This window comes from Pseudomonas nitroreducens (assembly GCF_014204515.1).
GTDB classification, from domain to species: domain Bacteria; phylum Pseudomonadota; class Gammaproteobacteria; order Pseudomonadales; family Pseudomonadaceae; genus Pseudomonas; species Pseudomonas nitritireducens_A.
This window is the reverse complement of the sequence record NZ_JACHLI010000002.1, coordinates 204496-221065: the sequence shown is the minus strand read 5'-3', so window position 1 is coordinate 221065 and position 16570 is coordinate 204496. Positions and strand designations below refer to the sequence as shown.

The window sequence follows — 16570 nt, the reverse complement described above, 5'->3', positions numbered from 1 at the left end:
GCCCCCGGCGTTATCCGCCGCTCTGGCGGATAACCCGTCCCGGGTTATCCGCCCTACGACTGCATGACTTCTGCGCGGGGCAGCCCTCACCCTAGCCCTCTCCCAGAGGGAGAGGGGACCGTCCGATGCGTCGCGAAACCACTGTGGCAGCCGGCACGATCTGCACCCGTAGGGCGCATAACGCCCCCGGCGTTATCCGCCGCTCTGGCGGATAACCCGTCCCGGGTTAGGCGCCCTACGACTCATGGCTCTGGCTCTGGCTCTGGCTCTGGCTCTGGCTCTAAAAGACTTCCAGAAAAATATCAGCGCGCTCCGACTGCCCCTTTCAGGAGGCCTCGTTGAAGCGGAGTTTCAGGGGTTGAGCGACATGGATGTCGCGAGAGCGCTGTCGGGCCAGGGATGGCCCGTCAGCGCGGGCCCCTGAAACTCCGTTTCAACGAGGGAATTTTTCGCCTAAGCGAAAAACCGGATGCAGGGGCAAGACCTTTGCCTACTTTGGGTCTCTCCAAAGTAGGTCGCCCGAGGGGGCGAAACACAGACTTCGCGCGCGCACCGAAGCGACGCAGAACACCCAGCCTAAAAGCATCGCGGACAAAGTCCGCTCCTACGTAAACGGAAATGCCGGTGCCAGGCGGTTCGCGAGCAAGCTCGCTCCTACACGCTCGCCGGAAACGGCTTCTTGTTGGCCACTCCCGCTCTTCCTATTCTCGCCCCCGTCACATTCTGTGGCCCAGGTTTGGCGACCTGGAACTAGTGGCGCGAAAGCGCTTGATGGCGCTTGCGAGAACAGCGAATGTTCTTGCAGGTCCCCGCACGTGCAGAATTTTCTGCAACGCTCAATGGCGGATCGCGCGGGGAGACCTCCGGGTCTGCCGGGCACCACTAGCCGGTTCGCCAACCCCGTGCGGTCTGCCTCCCTTCGTTTGGCGACGTCGATGGCAGCTCTCAACTTCTAGTGGAGCTTCATCAATGCACAACACCTACACCCCAACCTTCTTCACCCGCAAAAAACGCTTCCTGCGCGGCCTGATGATCGACAACCAGGCCTGGTTCGTCTCCCGCGACATCGCCCGCCTGCTGTCCGTCCAGTACCCCGACAGCCTCCATCACCGCTTCTTCCCTCACGAAGTCCAGACCGTTCACCTCACCTACCGCACCGGCAGCGAAGAAGAAACCATCCTCATCAGCGAAGCCGCCGCCTACAAAGCCCTCGTCCGCTTCGGCCACCCCGAACTCGAATCCCTGGACCATTGGCTTTCACAGGACGTGATTCCCACTTTGCGCGACCAGTACAACCCGGAATGCGCCAACCCCCGCCGCGTCCTCCTCACCTGGGACGCCCGCCGCCTGATGCTGCTGAACTGGCAAGGCGGCCTCTGGATGCGCTGGGAAGAAATCCCCCGGCTCGCCTGGAACGACTAGCCGCAAAAGAAAAAGGGCCGCATCAGCGGCCCTATTGGTCGTAGTGGTATCGGCACTGCAGGATCGTCAGCGTCTCGGCCTCGAAAAAATAGACCAGGCGGTGCTCACGGGTAATGCGGCGGGACCAGAAGCCCGACAGGTCACCCTTCAACGGTTCCGGTTTTCCCGTGCCCTTGTGCGGCGTGCGCCGGCACTCTTCGATCAGCTCGTTGATGACGCGGAAGACATCCGCGTCACCCTGCTCCCAGAACTGATAGTCCTCCCAGCCATGGCTGGTAAAGGCGACACTGATGGAGCCGCGGGCGGCCGACTTGTTACGGCTTTTCGACTTCACGTTCAACGGTCAGCTCCTTGACCTGAGCCTTGCCCGCCCGCACCTCATCGAGGGATTCGCGCAGCCGCTTGGCGTTGGCAGTGGAACTCAGCAGGTAGAGGGTTTCCTGCATGCCGTTGTAGTCCTCCAGCGACATCATCACCACCGGCTCACCGCGCTGGCGCGTGATGACCGCCGGTTCGTGATCCCGGCACACATCGTCCATGGTCTGCTTCAGGTCGGCGCGGGCCTGGGTGAAGGTGAGTACTTGCATGAAAGGTCATCCTTGCCGCCGATGGCGAACAGTGGCGTGCGAGCCAACATTGTACTGAACTACGTACCATCTTTTCAGTGCCACTGATCCACAAATCCCGCCCACAAAAAAGGCCGGTCATCCGACCGGCCTTTCTCTTAACGCTTATTCACCCTCAGCCATTGCTGGGGAAGGCGAATTGCGCCGCTTCGTGCGACTTGCGCTGCGGCCAGCGCTGGGTGATGGCCTTGCGCTTGGTGTAGAAGCGCACGCCGTCCGGGCCGTAGGCGTGCAGGTCGCCGAACAGCGAACGCTTCCAGCCGCCGAAGCTGTGGTAGGCCACCGGTACCGGCAGGGGTACGTTGACGCCGACCATGCCGACTTCGATCTCGTCGCAGAACAGGCGAGCGGCTTCACCGTCGCGGGTGAAGATGCAGGTGCCGTTGCCGTACTCGTGGTCGTTGATCAGCTGCATGGCTTCTTCCAGGCTCTTAACGCGCACGATGCACAGCACCGGGCCGAAGATTTCTTCCTGGTAGATGGTCATGTCCGGGGTCACGCGGTCGAACAGGGTGCCGCCGACGAAGAAGCCGTTCTCGTGACCGGCCACCTTGAAGTTGCGGCCATCGACCAGCAGCTGGGCGCCCTGCTCGACACCGGTGTCGATGTAGCCGGTGACTTTCTGCTGGGCAGCGCCGGTAACCAGCGGGCCCATGTCCAGGCCGCAGGAGGTGCCGGCGCCGATTTTCAGGGCCTTGATCTGCGGAACGATCTTCTCGACCAGCGCGTCGCCGATCTGGTCGCCGACGCACACGGCCACGGAGATGGCCATGCAGCGCTCGCCGCAGGAGCCGTAGGCTGCACCCATCAGGGCGCTGACGGCGTTGTCCAGGTCGCAGTCGGGCATCAGCACGGCGTGGTTCTTGGCGCCGCCCAGGGCCTGTACGCGCTTGCCGCGCTTGGTGCCTTCGGAATAGATGTACTCGGCGATCGGGGTCGAACCGACGAAGCTCAGGGCTTTGACTTCCGGGGCTTCGATCAGCGCGTCCACGGCGGTCTTGTCGCCATGCACCACGTTCAGCACGCCCTTGGGCAGGCCGGCTTCTTCGAACAGCTCGGCGATCAGCAGGGTGGAGCTCGGGTCACGCTCGGACGGCTTGAGGATGAAGGTGTTGCCGCAGGCAATCGCCAGCGGGTACATCCACAGCGGCACCATGGCCGGGAAGTTGAACGGGGTGATGCCGGCAACCACGCCGATCGGCTGGAAGTCGCTCCAGGCGTCGATGTTCGGGCCGACGTTGCGGCTGTATTCGCCTTTCAGGATTTCCGGGGCGGCGCTGGCGTACTCGACGTTCTCGATGCCGCGCTTGAGTTCACCGGCGGCGTCTTCCAGGGTCTTGCCGTGTTCTTCGCTGATCAGCTGGCTGATGCGCGCTTCGTTGGCTTCGAGCAGTTGCTTGAAGCGGAACAGCACCTGGGCGCGCTTGGCCGGCGGGGTGTTGCGCCAGGCCGGGAAGGCGGCCTTGGCGGCGTCGATGGCCTGCTGCACGGTTTCGCGGCTGGCCAGCGGGACCTTGCGGATGGCTTCGCCGGTGGACGGGTTGAAGACGTCGGCGGTGCGGCCGGTGTCGGCGATCATCTCGCCGCCGATCAGGTGCTTGACGGTGGTCATGGGAAGTCTCTTCTCGCTGAAAGTGTGGGGCGGGGCGCTTTCAAGAGCCCCTCTCCCTAGCCCTCTCCCTGAAGGGAGAGGGGATTGTTCGGTGTGAAGCGTGGGCTGCAAGGCACGCCGGCTGCCACTCTAGAATGGCTGGCGGCGACGTGCCTTCTCGCGTGCCCGCGCGTTCAGTGGCTGTGCGGGTGGTCGTCGCTCTTGAGCTCGATCTCGATGAACGCCACTTCGTGATCGCAAGGGTTGATCACGTTGTGCTCGGTACCGATCTGGCGGGTGTAGCTCGCCCCCAGGACCAGCGGCGCGCGCCGCTCGCCTTCGGGGGTTTCCAGCAGCAGCTCGCCGTTGGTCACCGGGACCACGACGTATTCCATGCCGTGGCGGTGCCAGCCGGTCTCGGCACCGGGGGCGAAGCGCCACTCGGTGACCAGGACCTTGTCGTTGTCGATCTGTACCGTCGGGACGGCCTTCGGACGCTCGCTCACTTACGCAACCCCGTTGAGGGCATCGCCGACGGCGCTGAACAGGCGGTCCAGGTCCTCGGGCTTGGCGTTGAAGGTCGGGCCGAACTGCAGGGTGTCGCCGCCGAAGCGCACGTAGAAGCCTTCTTTCCACAGCTTCATGCTGGCTTCGAACGGACGCACGATGGCGTCGCCGTCACGGGCGCCGATCTGGATGGCGCCGGCCAGGCCGCAGTTGCGGATGTCGATGACGTTCTTCGCGCCCTTCAGGCCGTGCAGGGCTTTCTCGAAGTACGGAGCCAGTTCCAGCGACTGCTGGATCAGGTTTTCCTTTTCCAGCAGGTCCAGCGCGGCGATACCGGCGGCGCAGGCAACCGGGTGCGCGGAGTAGGTGTAGCCATGGCCGAACTCGACGGCGTATTCCGGCAGGTTCTGGCCCATGAAGGTGTCGTAGATTTCGCTGCTGGCGATCACCGCGCCCATCGGGATGGCGCCGTTGGTGACCTGCTTGGCGACGTTCATGATGTCCGGCTTCACGCCGAAGAACTCGGCGCCGGTGGCCTTGCCCATACGGCCGAAGGCGGTGATCACTTCGTCGAAGATCAGCAGGATGTTGTGCTGGTCGCAGATTTCGCGCAGGCGCTGCAGGTAGCCCTTGGGCGGAACCAGCACGCCAGCGGAACCGGACATCGGCTCGACGATGACGGCGGCGATGTTCGAGGCGTCATGCAGCTCGATCAGTTTCAGCAGCTCGTTGGCCAGTTCGACGCCGCCGGTCTCGGCCATGCCTTTGGTGAAGGCCATGCCCGGCTGCAGGGTGTGCGGCAGGTGGTCGACGTCCATCAGCTGGCCGAACATCTTGCGGTTGCCACCGATGCCGCCCAGGGCGGTGCCGGCGACGTTCACGCCGTGGTAGCCACGGGCGCGGCCGATCAGCTTGGTCTTCTGCGCCTGGCCTTTCAGACGCCAGTAGGCGCGGGCCATCTTGATCGAGGTGTCGGCGCACTCGGAGCCCGAGCCGGTGAAGAACACGTGGTCGAGGCCGGCCGGAGTCAGCTGGGTGATCTTCTCGGCCAGCTTGAAGGACAGCGGGTGGCCGTACTGGAACGCCGGGGAGTAGTCGAGGGTGGTCAGCTGCTTGGCGACCGCGTCGGCGATTTCCTTTCGCGAGTGGCCGGCGCCGCAGGTCCACAGGCCCGACAGGCTGTCGTAGATCTTGCGGCCCTGGTCATCCACCAGCCAGCTGCCTTCGGCGGCGACGATGATGCGCGGGTCCTTGTGGAAGTTGCGGTTGGCGCTGAAGGGCATCCAGTGGGCCTTCAGGTTCAGTTCGCTGGCCACCGACGGGGTGACGTTCACTTGCTGGTTCATGCAGCTTGTCCTCGAAGACAGTCTTGTTGGGCGCGCAGGCCGCGTCGGGCCTGGTGCGATGAGACTAGATTGGGCCTGACTAAACGTGAGTTAAAGCTTATTCTTCTTACGTTCAGTTTCGGATTGGTAAAACTAAAATGGCGAAACAACGGGCGCCTTCCCTGGGCCAGGTCAGCGATTTCGAGATCCGCCTGCTGCGCATCTTCAAAACCATAGTCGAGTGCGGCAGCTTCTCGGCCGCCGAGAGCACCCTGGGCATCAGCCGCTCGGCCATCAGCCTGCACATGGGCGACCTGGAAAAGCGCCTGGGCATGCGCCTGTGCCAGCGCGGCCGAGCGGGCTTCGCGCTGACCGACGAGGGCCGCGAGGTGTACCGCGCGACCCAGTCGCTGCTGGCGGCGCTGGAGGGCTTCCGCGCCGAGGTCAACGAGCTGCACCAGCACCTGCGCGGCGAGCTGAACATCGGCATCATCAACAACCTGGTGACCCTGCCGCAGATGCGCATCACCCACGCCCTGCGCGCGCTGAAGGCCAGCGGGCCGGGGGTGCGGATCAATATCGGCATGACCACGCCCAACGAGATCGAGCTCGGGGTTCTCGACGGACGGCTGCATGTCGGCGTGGTGCCGCTCATCAGTCCGCTGTCCGGGCTGGAGTACTCGTCCCTTTATGAAGAGCGCTCGCTGCTGTTCTGCAGCCAGGAGCACCCGCTGTTCGAGCGCGAGGATGCGGGCATCACGGTGGAGGAAATCCACGCCTGCGACGCGGTGGCGCCCAGCTACCGCATCCCCGCCGAAGCCCAGGAGCGCCACCAGGAACTCTCCGGCAACGCCGCCGCCTCCGACCGCGAAGGCATGGCCTTCCTCATCCTCACCGGCAGCTACATCGGCTACCTGCCCGACCACTACGCCGCCGACTGGGTCGCCCAGGGCCGCCTGCGCGCGCTGCGGCCGGAGCGCTTCCACTACGACATCCCGCTGACCGTGGTAACCCGCAAGGGCCGCCGACCGAACCTGGTGCTGGAGCGGTTCCTCGAGGCGGTGGCGCAGAGTCGCTGAGACGATGCTTTCGTAGGAGCGGACCCCGTCCGCGATGGCATCCGGCGCGATGCGGGCCTATCGCGGACGGAGTCCGCTCCTACGCCAACCCCCGGCCGCAGTGTAGGAGCGAGCTTGCTCGCGAACAGACTCCGCTGCAGGGCTGGTTCGCGAGCAAGCTCGCTCCTACGAAAAGCCACACAAGCCACATTCTGCCTATCCAATTTGTCGCCCCAGCCACCAAAAAACCTATACCCCCTCCCCTGCAGCCCGCGGGCCGCGGGGTTTGCGTGGGTGCAGCTTTTCCCTAGCCTGCGACTACAAAAAACATAATTTCGCTATTCCCAGCCTCTGAACAGAATGCGGCCAACACCTCATCGCAAGCCGCAACAAGAACAAACGTGATCAGAGTCTGAGGAAGCAAGCCATGACCGACCTGAATCCAGGCGCCTTCGGCAAGAAGTCGCTTGATAACCTGGAAATCGACACGCTGGTCGTTGGCGCCGGACAAGCCGGCGTGGCCATGAGCGAGCACCTGACCCAGCAGGGCGTGCCGCACCTCGTGCTGGAAAAGAGCCGCATCGCCGAAGCCTGGCGCACCGGCCGCTGGGACTCGCTGGTCGCCAACGGCCCGGCCTGGCATGACCGCTTCCCGAACCTGGAATTCCCGGTGGGCCCGGACGACTTCCCGGCCAAGGAGCAGGTCGCCGACTACTTCGTCGCCTACGCCAAGCAGTTCAACGCGCCGATCCGTACCGGCGTGGAAGTGAAGAAGGTCACCCGCAACGAAGGCCGCCCCGGCTTTGCCGTGGAAACCTCCGAAGGCACGATCCAGGCCCTGCGCATCGTTTCCGCCACCGGCCCGTTCCAGCGCCCGGTGATCCCGGCCATCGCGCCCAGGGACGAAGGCCTCTACCAGATCCACTCGGCCAAGTACTTCAACCCGCAGCAACTGCCCGACGGCGCCGTGCTGGTGATCGGTGCCGGCTCCTCCGGCGTGCAGATCGCCGACGAGCTGAACCGCGCCGGCAAGAAGACCTACCTGTCCGTCGGCGCCCATGACCGTCCGCCGCGCTCCTACCGCAACCGCGACTTCGTCTGGTGGCTGGGCGTGCTCGGCCTGTGGGACGCCGAGGAAGTGCAGCCGGGCCGCGAACACGTGACCATCGCCGTGAGCGGTGCCCGTGGCGGCGAGACCATAGACTTCCGCCGCCTGGCCAACGAAGGCATCGTCCTGACCGGCCTGACCCAGTCCTTCGACGGGGGCAAGGTGACCTTCCGCGACGACCTGGTGGCCAACCTCAAGGCGGGCGATGACAACTACCTGGGCCTGCTCGACGCCGCCGATGCCTACATCGAGCGCAACGGCCTGGACCTGCCGCTGGAGCCGGAGGCCCGCCAGGTCTACCCGGACGCCGAGTGCATCCGCAACCCGCTCGCCGAACTGAACCTCGCCGACGCCGGCATCACCGCGATCATCTGGGCCACCGGCTACGCCGTGGACTTCAACTGGCTGCAGGTGGACGCCTTCGACGACAAGGGCAAGCCCAAGCACCAGCGCGGCGTGTCCCGCGAGCCGGGCGTGTACTTCGTCGGCCTGCCGTGGCTGTCGCGCCGGGGTTCGTCGTTCATCTGGGGCGTGTGGCACGACGCCAAGCACGTGGCCGGGCACATCGCCACCCAACGCCGTTACGTCGAATATCAGGACGCCTCGCAGCGCGAAGGCTCCGTACCGAAAGCCGCATCCTGGGAGTAAGAGATGCCTACCCATACTCGCATTCGCATGTTCAACACCAAGGACACCTACCCGAACCAGACCCTGGACAACGACCTCTGCCAGGCCGTGCGCGCCGGCAACACCGTGTACGTACGCGGCCAGGTCGGGACCGACTTCGAGGGCAACCTGGTGGGGTTGGGCGATCCGCGTGCCCAGGCCGAGCAGGCGATGAAGAACGTCAAGCAACTGCTCGAAGAAGCCGGCAGCGACCTGTCGCACATCGTCAAGACCACCACCTACCTGATCGACCCACGCTACCGCGAGCCGGTCTACCAGGAAGTGGGCAAGTGGCTGAAGGGCGTGTTCCCGATCTCCACGGGCCTTGTGGTCTCGGCCCTCGGCCAGCCGCAGTGGTTGATGGAAATCGACGTGATCGCCGTGATCCCGGACTGATCGATGAACTGAAAGACGCTGCGGCGACGCGGGATTTCCCGCCTCGCCGCTTCGTCGTTTGTGCAGCTTTTGTGTGCAGATAGAACAAGCCAAGGAGCCACCATGACCTTCTCCATCGTCGGCCGCTGCGCCGAAACCGGACAACTGGGTATCGCCATCAGCTCCTCGAGCATCGCCGTGGGCGCCCGCTGCCCCTGGGTACGCGCCGGCGTCGGCGCGGTGGCCACGCAGAACATCACCCTGCCGGCCCTCGGCCCGCAGATCCTCGACCAGCTCGAAGCCGGCCTCGAACCCGGCGCGGCGCTGGACAAGGCGCTCTCCAGCAACGGCTACAGCCAGTACCGCCAGGTGACGGTGATCGACCACCACGGCAAGGTCGCGCTGTTCACCGGCAGCGAAGCTTTGGGCGTGTACAACGCCGTGGCTGGCGAGAACTGCGTGGCGGCGGGCAACCTGTTGTCCTCCCCCGCGGTGATCGAAGCCATGACGGCGGCCTTCGAAGGCGCCAACGGTTGCCTGGCCGAGCGCCTTCTGGCTGCCATGCAGGCAGCGATGGCCGCCGGTGGCGAAGCCGGCCCGGTGCATTCGGCGGCGCTGAAGGTGGTCGGCGACCTGGTCTGGCCGATCGTCGACCTGCGCGTGGACTGGGCGGATGAAGCGCCCATCGATGAGCTGGAGAAACTCTGGGTGGCCTACAAGCCGCAGCTGGAGGACTACCTGGTGCGCGCCCTCGACCCGACCAAGGCGCCGAGCTACGGTGTGCCAGGCGACGAGTAACATCACCGTCGCAACGGGCAATGTCTGCGAAGCCTTGATGCTCTGAGTGCAGGCATACCCCCTCTCCCCCGCCCTCTCCCTGAAGGGAGAGGGAGCTGTCCGTGCCGGCTGACACCCAGGATGTCTCCTGTGCCGATCGGTCCCCTCTCCCTTCAGGGAGAGGGTTAGGGAGAGGGCCGCCCCAACGCAATAATAGTGGTTAGTAAAAAGCTCTGAAGCAGGACCCGACCATGCCTTCCAGCCGTGAAATCCTCGCCGACCTGATCGCCTTCGACACCGTCAGCCGCCACTCCAACCTGGCGCTGATCCACTACATCCGCGACTACCTCGCAGGCTTCGGTATCGCCTGCGAGCTGTTCCACGATGCCGAGGGCGGCAAGGCCAACCTCTACGCCACGCTGGGTCCGCAGGATCGCGGCGGCGTGTGCCTGTCCGGCCACACCGACGTGGTGCCGACCGACGGCCAGCCGTGGACGGTGCCGCCGTTCGAGCTGACCGAACGTGACGGCAAGCTCTACGGGCGCGGCACGGCGGACATGAAGGGCTACATCGCCTGCGTGCTGGCGGCGGTGCCAGCGTTCCTCGCCCAACCGCTGCGCCTGCCCGTGCACCTGGCGTTCTCCTACGACGAGGAAGTCGGCTGCCTGGGCGTGCGCTCGCTGCTCGCCGCGCTGGAGCATCGCGAGCACAAGCCGATGCTGTGCATCATCGGCGAACCCACCGAACTCAAGCCCGTGCTCGGCCACAAGGGCAAGCTCGCCATGCGCTGCCAGGTGCACGGCGCGCCTTGCCACTCGGCCTACGCGCCGCAGGGCGTGAACGCCATCGAGTACGCGGCGAAGCTGATCGGCCGCCTCGGCGAAATCGGCACCCGCCTGGCCGCGCCAGAACGCCATGACCCGCGCTTCGACCCGCCCTATTCCACCGTGCAGACCGGTGTGATCAGCGGCGGCCGCGCGCTGAACATCGTGCCCGCCGAATGCCAGTTCGATTTCGAAGTGCGCGCGCTGCCCAGCGACAACCCGCAGGAAGTCGCCGATGACCTGCGCGCCTTCGCCGAGGCCGAGTTGCTGCCGAAGATGCGTGCGGTGAAGGCCGAGACCGATATTCGCTTCAGCGAGATTTCCGCCTACCCGGCGCTGGTGACCGACCAGCAGGCCGAGGCGGCCGAGTTGATCGCGCTGCTGAGCGGTTCGCGCGACTTCACCACCGTTGCCTATGGCACCGAGGGCGGGCTGTTCCACCAGGCCGGCATCCCCACCGTGGTCTGCGGCCCGGGCAGCATGGACCAGGGCCACAAGCCGGACGAGTTCGTCAGCCTGGAGCAGTTGGCCAGGTGCGATGACATGATGGGGCGGCTGGCGGAGTGGTTGCGCGGCTGAAGCCCAGCGCGGTTTATTCGATTGCGTAGGAGCGTAGGAGCGTAGGAGCGGACTCCGTCCGCGATCGCCACCCGGCGGCACCAGCCTACCGGCCGGATCGCGGATAAATCCGCGCCCCCAAGAGCAAGGGCCCCTCACCCTAACCCTCTCCCAGAGGGAGAGGGGACTGTTCGGTGCAGGATGAAACCGCAATGCCAGCCGGCACGATCGGCTCCCTCTCCCCCTGGGAGAGGGCTGGGGTGAGGGTATGCCCCGGCACGGGATTTCAGATCAAGTTCGCGAGCAAGCTCGCTCCTACAGGTCTGCCGCGACCAGCTCTGCGTAGGACCGAGGGGGACGCCTAGTCCTTGCTCGCGAACCCACCCCAGCCAAGGAGCCTCAGGCAAACGCCGCGCGCAGCTCGTCCATGCTCGCAAAGTAATGCGCCGGGCTTTCCGCCATCAGCTCTTCACGGCTACCAAAGCCATAGCCGACGCCCGCGGCGGACAGGCCGTTGCGGTGCGCGCCGATCAGGTCGTGCTTGCGGTCGCCGATCATCAGCGTCTGCGTCAGGTCCAGTTGCTCGATGCCCAGCAGGTGCTCGATCAGCTCGACCTTGTTGGTCCGCGTGCCGTCCAGCTCGCTGCCGTAGATCACCTTGAAGTGCCGGGCGAAATCGAAGTGCCGGGCAATTTCGGCGGCGAATACAGTGGGCTTGCTGGTGCAGATGTACAGCGTGCGACCCTGGCCGCCGAGCAGTTGCAACAGCTCGGCAACGCCCTCGAACACCTTGTTCTCGTACAGCCCGGTGTCCTTGAAGCGCACGCGGTAGTGGTTCACCGCTTCCCAGGCGCGCGCCTCGTCGAAGTCGTAGGTGCTCATGAAGCACTGCAGCAGCGGCGGGCCGATGAAGTGTTCGAGCTGGCGCAGGTCCGGCTCGTCGATGCCCAGCTGGGCGAGGGCGTACTGGATCGAACGGGTGATGCCCTCGCGCGGGTCGGTGAGGGTGCCGTCGAGGTCGAAGAGGATGTTCTGGTAATGCATGGGATCAGCGTCCGGCCGCGAAAGTCGGGCGGGAAGGATACTGCGCATGGCCGCCCGCGCGAAGCACGGATCGTCGAACCCCACCTCAGGGCGCCGCGCCCTGCCCTTGCCGCAACACGCGAAAGCCACCGCTGACGTTGACCGGTTCGGCCTCGCCAGCGCCATAGGTCTGGGCTGTGGACTGCTCGTCCGGCTCATCCTCCGGTTGCGCCAGCCGGCCGGTCAGGCTCTGCTGCACGCGCGCGCCAAGGTGATCGACGCCGGACATCACCCCACCGTCCGGGTCTCGCATCAGCGCCAGCCACTGTTCGTCGAAGGCGGCGTTGATCTCCTTGCGCAACTGGGTTTCCACCTCGGGCCGTTCGTGGTCGTTGCCGGCCATGCTGAACAGGGTGAAGGCCACCGAGATGACCGAGCCCGCAACCTTGCCCGCCGCGCCTGCGACCACGCCGGCGATGCTGCGGTTGCGCAGTTCGTAGACCAGCTTGGCGCTGGTGCGTTGGGCCACCGGTGAGACGCCGTTGACCTTGGTGCCGGCACCCGCCTTGCCGGCGGCGGTGCGGATTTCCTGCATCAGCGCAGCGAAGGCCGGCAGCTTGCCGATGTCCTTGGCGTACACCACCTGATACAGCGATGCATCGCGGCTGGAGGGCGGGCCGAGGGAGATCGCCGGGATGCCCATCAGGTGCTCGTCGAAGGCCTTCTGCGGGATGCCGCGGCGCGCGGGGATTTCCTTCACCGCCACGGTCAGCAGCTCGATGTAGTGCCGGGTGGCCTTCTCCATCACGGCGTCGGGGTCGACCTGCTTGGCCACCGGGATCAGCACCTGCTTGCGGTACTGCTCCTGCAGGTAAACGGCGAGCTTGTCGACGGTGGGGTCGAGGTCGCCATGGGAGCCCATCTTGTACCAGGCGACCTTCATGCCCAGCCATTGCTGGGTCCAGTAGCTGGAGAACCAGGGAATGAATTGCTCATCGGTGCGCTGGTAGACCAGGTCCATCCACTGCTGCATCGCCTCTTCGGCGTAGGCGCGGGCCTGGGACGTGGCGGCCAGGGAGGCGGCGCCGATATCGGCATCGACCTGGCGCCAGGTGGCTTCGGTGAGGGGGGCAGCGGGCTGCACGGAATGCTGAGCGCAACCGGAAAGAACCAGCAGAAGCAGGGCGAGAACACCGCTGCGCCGCCAGGGCGACCCCGTGGCGCTGGGAGAGCACAGACTGTTCATGGCCGCTCGCCGGCTCGGCGCCGCGACGGGCGCCTGTGGCTGACCTCGGCCGGGCACGCGAAGGCGTCCGGTCACCGAAATTCAGTATAAGGCGCGGGGTACCGCTTGGCAGGCCGTCTGGCGGTTGGGCCGGGCACCGGGTGGTGCTGAAAGAGCCCCTATCCCTAACCCTCTGACTAGGCGTCCCCCCCATGAAGGGAGAGGGGACTGGTCCGAGTCTCTGGGAGGTACAGAGCTCGATGGCAACACCGAATGGCTCCCTCTCCCTTCAGGGAGACGGCGGGGGAGAGGGGACCCCAGAAGGTAGGGCGGATAACGCCTCAGGCGTTATCCGCCATCGGGGTATCAGCAAGTGACGATGGTTCGCGAGCAAGCTCGCTCCTACCAAAAGCGGGAGCTGCCGATGAAGCGGCGCCCCCTGTAGGAGCGAGCTTGCTCGCGAACCGCCCGTCAGCCGGCAAACCCCTCGGCAATATGCTGATCCTTCAACTTCACGTAGTTGCTCGCCGAATAGGTGAAGAACGCGCGCTCCTTGTCGGTCAGCGGTCGGGCCTTCTTCACCGGGCTGCCGACATACAGGAAGCCGCTCTCCAGCACCTTGCCCGGTGGCACCAGGCTGCCGGCGCCGAGGATCACTTCGTCCTCGATCACCGCGCCGTCCATGACGATGGAGCCCATGCCCACCAGGATGCGGCTGCCGATGGTGCAGCCGTGCAGCAGCACCTTGTGGCCGATGGTGACGTCCTCGCCGATGGTCAGTGGGAAACCGTCCGGGTTGAATGGGCCGGCGTGGGTGATGTGCAGCACGCTGCCGTCCTGCACGCTGGTGCGCGCACCGATGCGGATGCGGTGCATATCGCCGCGGATCACGACCAGCGGCCAGACCGAGCTGTCCGCGCCGATCTCCACGTCGCCGATGACCACGGCGCTGGCGTCGACGAACACGCGCTCGCCGAGAGATGGCGTTTTGCCCTGATAGGTTCGAATCGTCACGATAGCTTTCCTGTGGCTGCGGATGGGTCCGATTGTATTTAAGATGGCCGGGTGTTTCTTCAGCCAAGGTGCCACCGTGAGCGCGAATCCCCTTCTGCAGAGCTACGACCTGCCGCCCTTCTCCTCCATTCGCCCCGAGCACGTGAAGCCGGCCATCGAGCAGATCCTCGCCGACAACCGCGCCGCCATCGCGCGCATCCTCGCCCAGCAGAACGGCACCCCGACCTGGGCCGGCCTGGTGCTGAGCATGGACGAACTGCATGACCGCCTGGGCAAGGCCTGGAGCCCGGTCAGCCACCTCAACGCGGTGTGCAACAGCGCCGAGCTGCGCGAGGCCTACGAAGGCTGCCTGCCGCTGCTGTCCGCCTACTGGACCGAGCTGGGCCAGAACCGCGAGCTGTTCAAGGCCTACGAGGCGCTGGCCGCCAGCTCCGAGTCGAAAGGCTACGACGTCGCCCAGAAGACCATCCTCGAACACGCCCTGCGCGACTTCCGTCTGTCGGGTATCGACCTGCCGGCCGATCAGCAGCAGCGCTACGCCGAAATCCAGACACGCCTGTCCGAGCTGGGCAGCCGCTTCTCCAACCAGCTGCTGGACGCCACCCAGGCCTGGACCAAGCACGTCACCGACGAAGCGGCGCTGGCCGGCCTGACCGACTCGGCCAAGGCGCAGATGCAGGCCGCCGCAGAGGCCAAGGAGCTGGACGGCTGGCTGATCAGCCTGGAATTCCCCAGCTACTACGCGGTGATGACCTACGCCGAAGACCGCGCCCTGCGCGAAGAGGTCTACGCCGCCTACTGCACCCGCGCCTCGGATCAAGGCCCGAACGCCGGGCAGAACGACAACGGCCCGGTGATGCAGGAAATCCTCGACCTGCGCCAGGAGCTGTCGCGCCTGCTGGGCTTCAAGAACTTCGCCGAACTGTCCCTGGCCACCAAGATGGCCGAGACGCCCGAGCAGGTGCTCAACTTCCTTCGCGACCTGGCCGTGCGCAGCAAGCCCTTCGCTGCCCAGGATCTTACGCAGCTCAAGGCCTACGCCGCCGAGCAGGGCTGTCCGAGCCTGCAGAGCTGGGATGCCAGCTACTTCGGCGAAAAGCTGCGCGAGGCGCGCTACAGCGTTTCCCAGGAAGCACTGCGCGCCTATTTCCCGGTGGATAAAGTGCTCACCGGCCTGTTCACCATCGTGCAGAAGCTCTACGGCATCCAGATTCGCGAGCTGAACGACTTCGAGCGCTGGCACCCGGACGTGCGCCTGTTCGAGATCGAAGAAAACGGCCAGCACGTCGGCCGCTTCTACTTCGACCTCTACGCCCGCGCCAACAAGCGCGGCGGTGCCTGGATGGACGGCGCCCGCGACCGTCGCCGTACCGCTGGCGGCGACCTGCAGGCGCCGGTGGCTTATCTGGTGTGCAACTTCACCCCCGCCGTCGGCGGCAAGCCGGCGCTGCTGACCCACGACGAAGTGACCACCCTGTTCCACGAATTCGGCCACGGCCTGCACCACCTGCTGACCCGCGTCGAACACGCCGGCGCCTCGGGCATCAACGGCGTGGCCTGGGACGCGGTGGAGCTACCGAGCCAGTTCATGGAGAACTGGTGCTGGGAGCCCGAGGGCCTGGCGCTGATCTCCGGTCACTATGAAACCGGCGCGCCGCTGCCCCAGGACCTGCTGGAGAAGATGCTCGCCGCGAAGAACTTCCAGTCCGGCCTGATGATGGTCCGCCAGCTGGAGTTCTCGCTGTTCGACTTCGAACTGCACGCCACCCACGGCGACGGCCGCAGCGTGCTCCAGGTGATCGAGGCAATCCGCGATGAAGTCGCGGTGATGCGCCCGCCGGCGTACAACCGCTTCGCCAACAGCTTCGCGCACATCTTCGCCGGCGGTTATGCGGCCGGTTACTACAGCTACAAGTGGGCCGAAGTGCTGTCCGCCGACGCATTCTCCCGCTTCGAGGAAGAAGGCGTGCTCAACCCGGCGACCGGCGCGGCGTTCCGTGAGGCGATCCTGGCCAAGGGCGGCTCCCAGGAGCCGATGGCGCTGTTCGTGGCCTTCCGTGGCCGCGAGCCTTCCATCGACGCCCTGCTGCGCCACTCGGGCCTCTCCGAGGAGGCGGCGTGATGAGCGAGGTGAAGAAGCGCTTCATCGCCGGGGCGGTCTGCCCGGCGTGCAGCGAGCAGGACAAGATCGTCATGTGGGACGTCGACGGCGTGCCCCACCGCGAATGCGTGGCCTGCGGCTACTCCGACACGCTCAACGCCCAGGGCCAGTCGGTACCCAAGGAGCTCTCCACCCGCGTCAACACCAGCGCGCTGGAAAAGCCCAAGGACCCGAAGGTGCAGGGGGTGCAGTTCTTCCCCAATCCGAAGCTGAAGAAGCCGACGGAGTAACGCCTGCTCGATGCGTGGAAAATGCCCCGGCTTGCCGGGGCTTTTCTTTTTCCGCCATCTACTTCTTGCTCACCTCTCCT

At 65.6% G+C, this 16570-nt stretch carries 16 protein-coding genes; 8 read left to right on the top strand and 8 right to left on the bottom strand.

Annotated features, from left to right (window positions below; translation table 11 throughout):
• Window positions 1-969 precede the first annotated feature (969 nt).
• Window positions 970-1422, top strand: coding sequence for a BRO-N domain-containing protein (locus tag HNP46_RS03785; protein WP_184586173.1), 453 nt, complete (start codon window positions 970-972; stop codon window positions 1420-1422).
• A 31-nt stretch (window positions 1423-1453) separates the two neighbouring features.
• Here the strand turns inward: HNP46_RS03785 and HNP46_RS03780 are convergent, their stop codons facing one another.
• The 5 genes from HNP46_RS03780 to HNP46_RS03760 all read right to left on the bottom strand — a co-directional run bounded on the left by HNP46_RS03780 (window position 1454) and on the right by HNP46_RS03760 (window position 5492).
• Window positions 1454-1762 (bottom strand): Txe/YoeB family addiction module toxin, encoded by a 309-nt coding sequence (locus HNP46_RS03780; protein WP_184586172.1) that lies wholly within the window; start codon window positions 1760-1762, stop codon window positions 1454-1456.
• Complete coding sequence (locus tag HNP46_RS03775) at window positions 1737-2009, bottom strand: type II toxin-antitoxin system Phd/YefM family antitoxin (protein ID WP_184586171.1); 273 nt, start codon at window positions 2007-2009, stop codon at window positions 1737-1739. The genes HNP46_RS03780 and HNP46_RS03775 overlap by 26 nt, the downstream gene beginning before the upstream one ends.
• A gap of 154 nt (window positions 2010-2163) precedes the next feature.
• Window positions 2164-3660 (bottom strand): CoA-acylating methylmalonate-semialdehyde dehydrogenase, encoded by a 1497-nt coding sequence (locus tag HNP46_RS03770; protein ID WP_184586170.1) that lies wholly within the window; start codon window positions 3658-3660, stop codon window positions 2164-2166.
• 173 nt (window positions 3661-3833) lie between these two features.
• Window positions 3834-4145, bottom strand: a complete 312-nt coding sequence (locus tag HNP46_RS03765; protein WP_054910633.1) for a cupin domain-containing protein — start codon at window positions 4143-4145, stop codon at window positions 3834-3836.
• Window positions 4146-5492, bottom strand: coding sequence for an aspartate aminotransferase family protein (locus tag HNP46_RS03760; RefSeq protein WP_081518871.1), 1347 nt, complete (start codon window positions 5490-5492; stop codon window positions 4146-4148). It abuts the gene before it with no gap.
• Between the two features lie 137 nt (window positions 5493-5629).
• On the opposite strand from HNP46_RS03760, the gene HNP46_RS03755 reads away from it, so the two are divergent.
• From HNP46_RS03755 to argE, 5 genes are all read left to right on the top strand, one after another.
• Window positions 5630-6550, top strand: a complete 921-nt coding sequence (locus HNP46_RS03755) for a LysR family transcriptional regulator (protein ID WP_184586169.1) — start codon at window positions 5630-5632, stop codon at window positions 6548-6550.
• A gap of 406 nt (window positions 6551-6956) precedes the next feature.
• Complete coding sequence (locus HNP46_RS03750) at window positions 6957-8285, top strand: flavin-containing monooxygenase (RefSeq protein ID WP_184586168.1); 1329 nt, start codon at window positions 6957-6959, stop codon at window positions 8283-8285.
• Between the two features lie 3 nt (window positions 8286-8288).
• A complete protein-coding gene (locus tag HNP46_RS03745; RefSeq protein WP_015474916.1) occupies window positions 8289-8699 on the top strand; it encodes a RidA family protein in 411 nt (136 codons plus the stop codon).
• A gap of 102 nt (window positions 8700-8801) precedes the next feature.
• Window positions 8802-9476 (top strand): DUF1028 domain-containing protein, encoded by a 675-nt coding sequence (locus HNP46_RS03740; RefSeq protein WP_184586167.1) that lies wholly within the window; start codon window positions 8802-8804, stop codon window positions 9474-9476.
• 230 nt (window positions 9477-9706) lie between these two features.
• Window positions 9707-10858, top strand: coding sequence for an acetylornithine deacetylase (gene argE / locus HNP46_RS03735; RefSeq protein WP_184586166.1), 1152 nt, complete (start codon window positions 9707-9709; stop codon window positions 10856-10858).
• Between the two features lie 378 nt (window positions 10859-11236).
• On the opposite strand, the gene HNP46_RS03730 is transcribed toward argE, so the two are convergent.
• The 3 genes from HNP46_RS03730 to HNP46_RS03720 all read right to left on the bottom strand — a co-directional run bounded on the left by HNP46_RS03730 (window position 11237) and on the right by HNP46_RS03720 (window position 14099).
• Complete coding sequence (locus HNP46_RS03730; RefSeq protein ID WP_184586165.1) at window positions 11237-11881, bottom strand: HAD family hydrolase; 645 nt, start codon at window positions 11879-11881, stop codon at window positions 11237-11239.
• A gap of 85 nt (window positions 11882-11966) precedes the next feature.
• Window positions 11967-13106, bottom strand: a complete 1140-nt coding sequence (locus HNP46_RS03725; protein ID WP_184586164.1) for a hypothetical protein — start codon at window positions 13104-13106, stop codon at window positions 11967-11969.
• A 450-nt stretch (window positions 13107-13556) separates the two neighbouring features.
• Window positions 13557-14099 carry a gamma carbonic anhydrase family protein gene (locus HNP46_RS03720; protein WP_184586163.1) on the bottom strand — a complete coding sequence of 181 codons (543 nt, stop codon included), beginning with the start codon at window positions 14097-14099 and terminating at the stop codon, window positions 13557-13559.
• 76 nt (window positions 14100-14175) lie between these two features.
• On the opposite strand from HNP46_RS03720, the gene prlC reads away from it, so the two are divergent.
• Both prlC and HNP46_RS03710 read left to right on the top strand, forming a co-directional pair.
• Window positions 14176-16221: an oligopeptidase A gene (gene prlC, locus HNP46_RS03715; protein ID WP_184586162.1), complete on the top strand. Its 2046-nt coding sequence runs from the start codon at window positions 14176-14178 to the stop codon at window positions 16219-16221.
• Window positions 16221-16490 carry a YheV family putative zinc ribbon protein gene (locus tag HNP46_RS03710; protein ID WP_184586161.1) on the top strand — a complete coding sequence of 90 codons (270 nt, stop codon included), beginning with the start codon at window positions 16221-16223 and terminating at the stop codon, window positions 16488-16490. The genes prlC and HNP46_RS03710 overlap by 1 nt, the downstream gene beginning before the upstream one ends.
• Window positions 16491-16570: the final 80 nt, after the last annotated feature.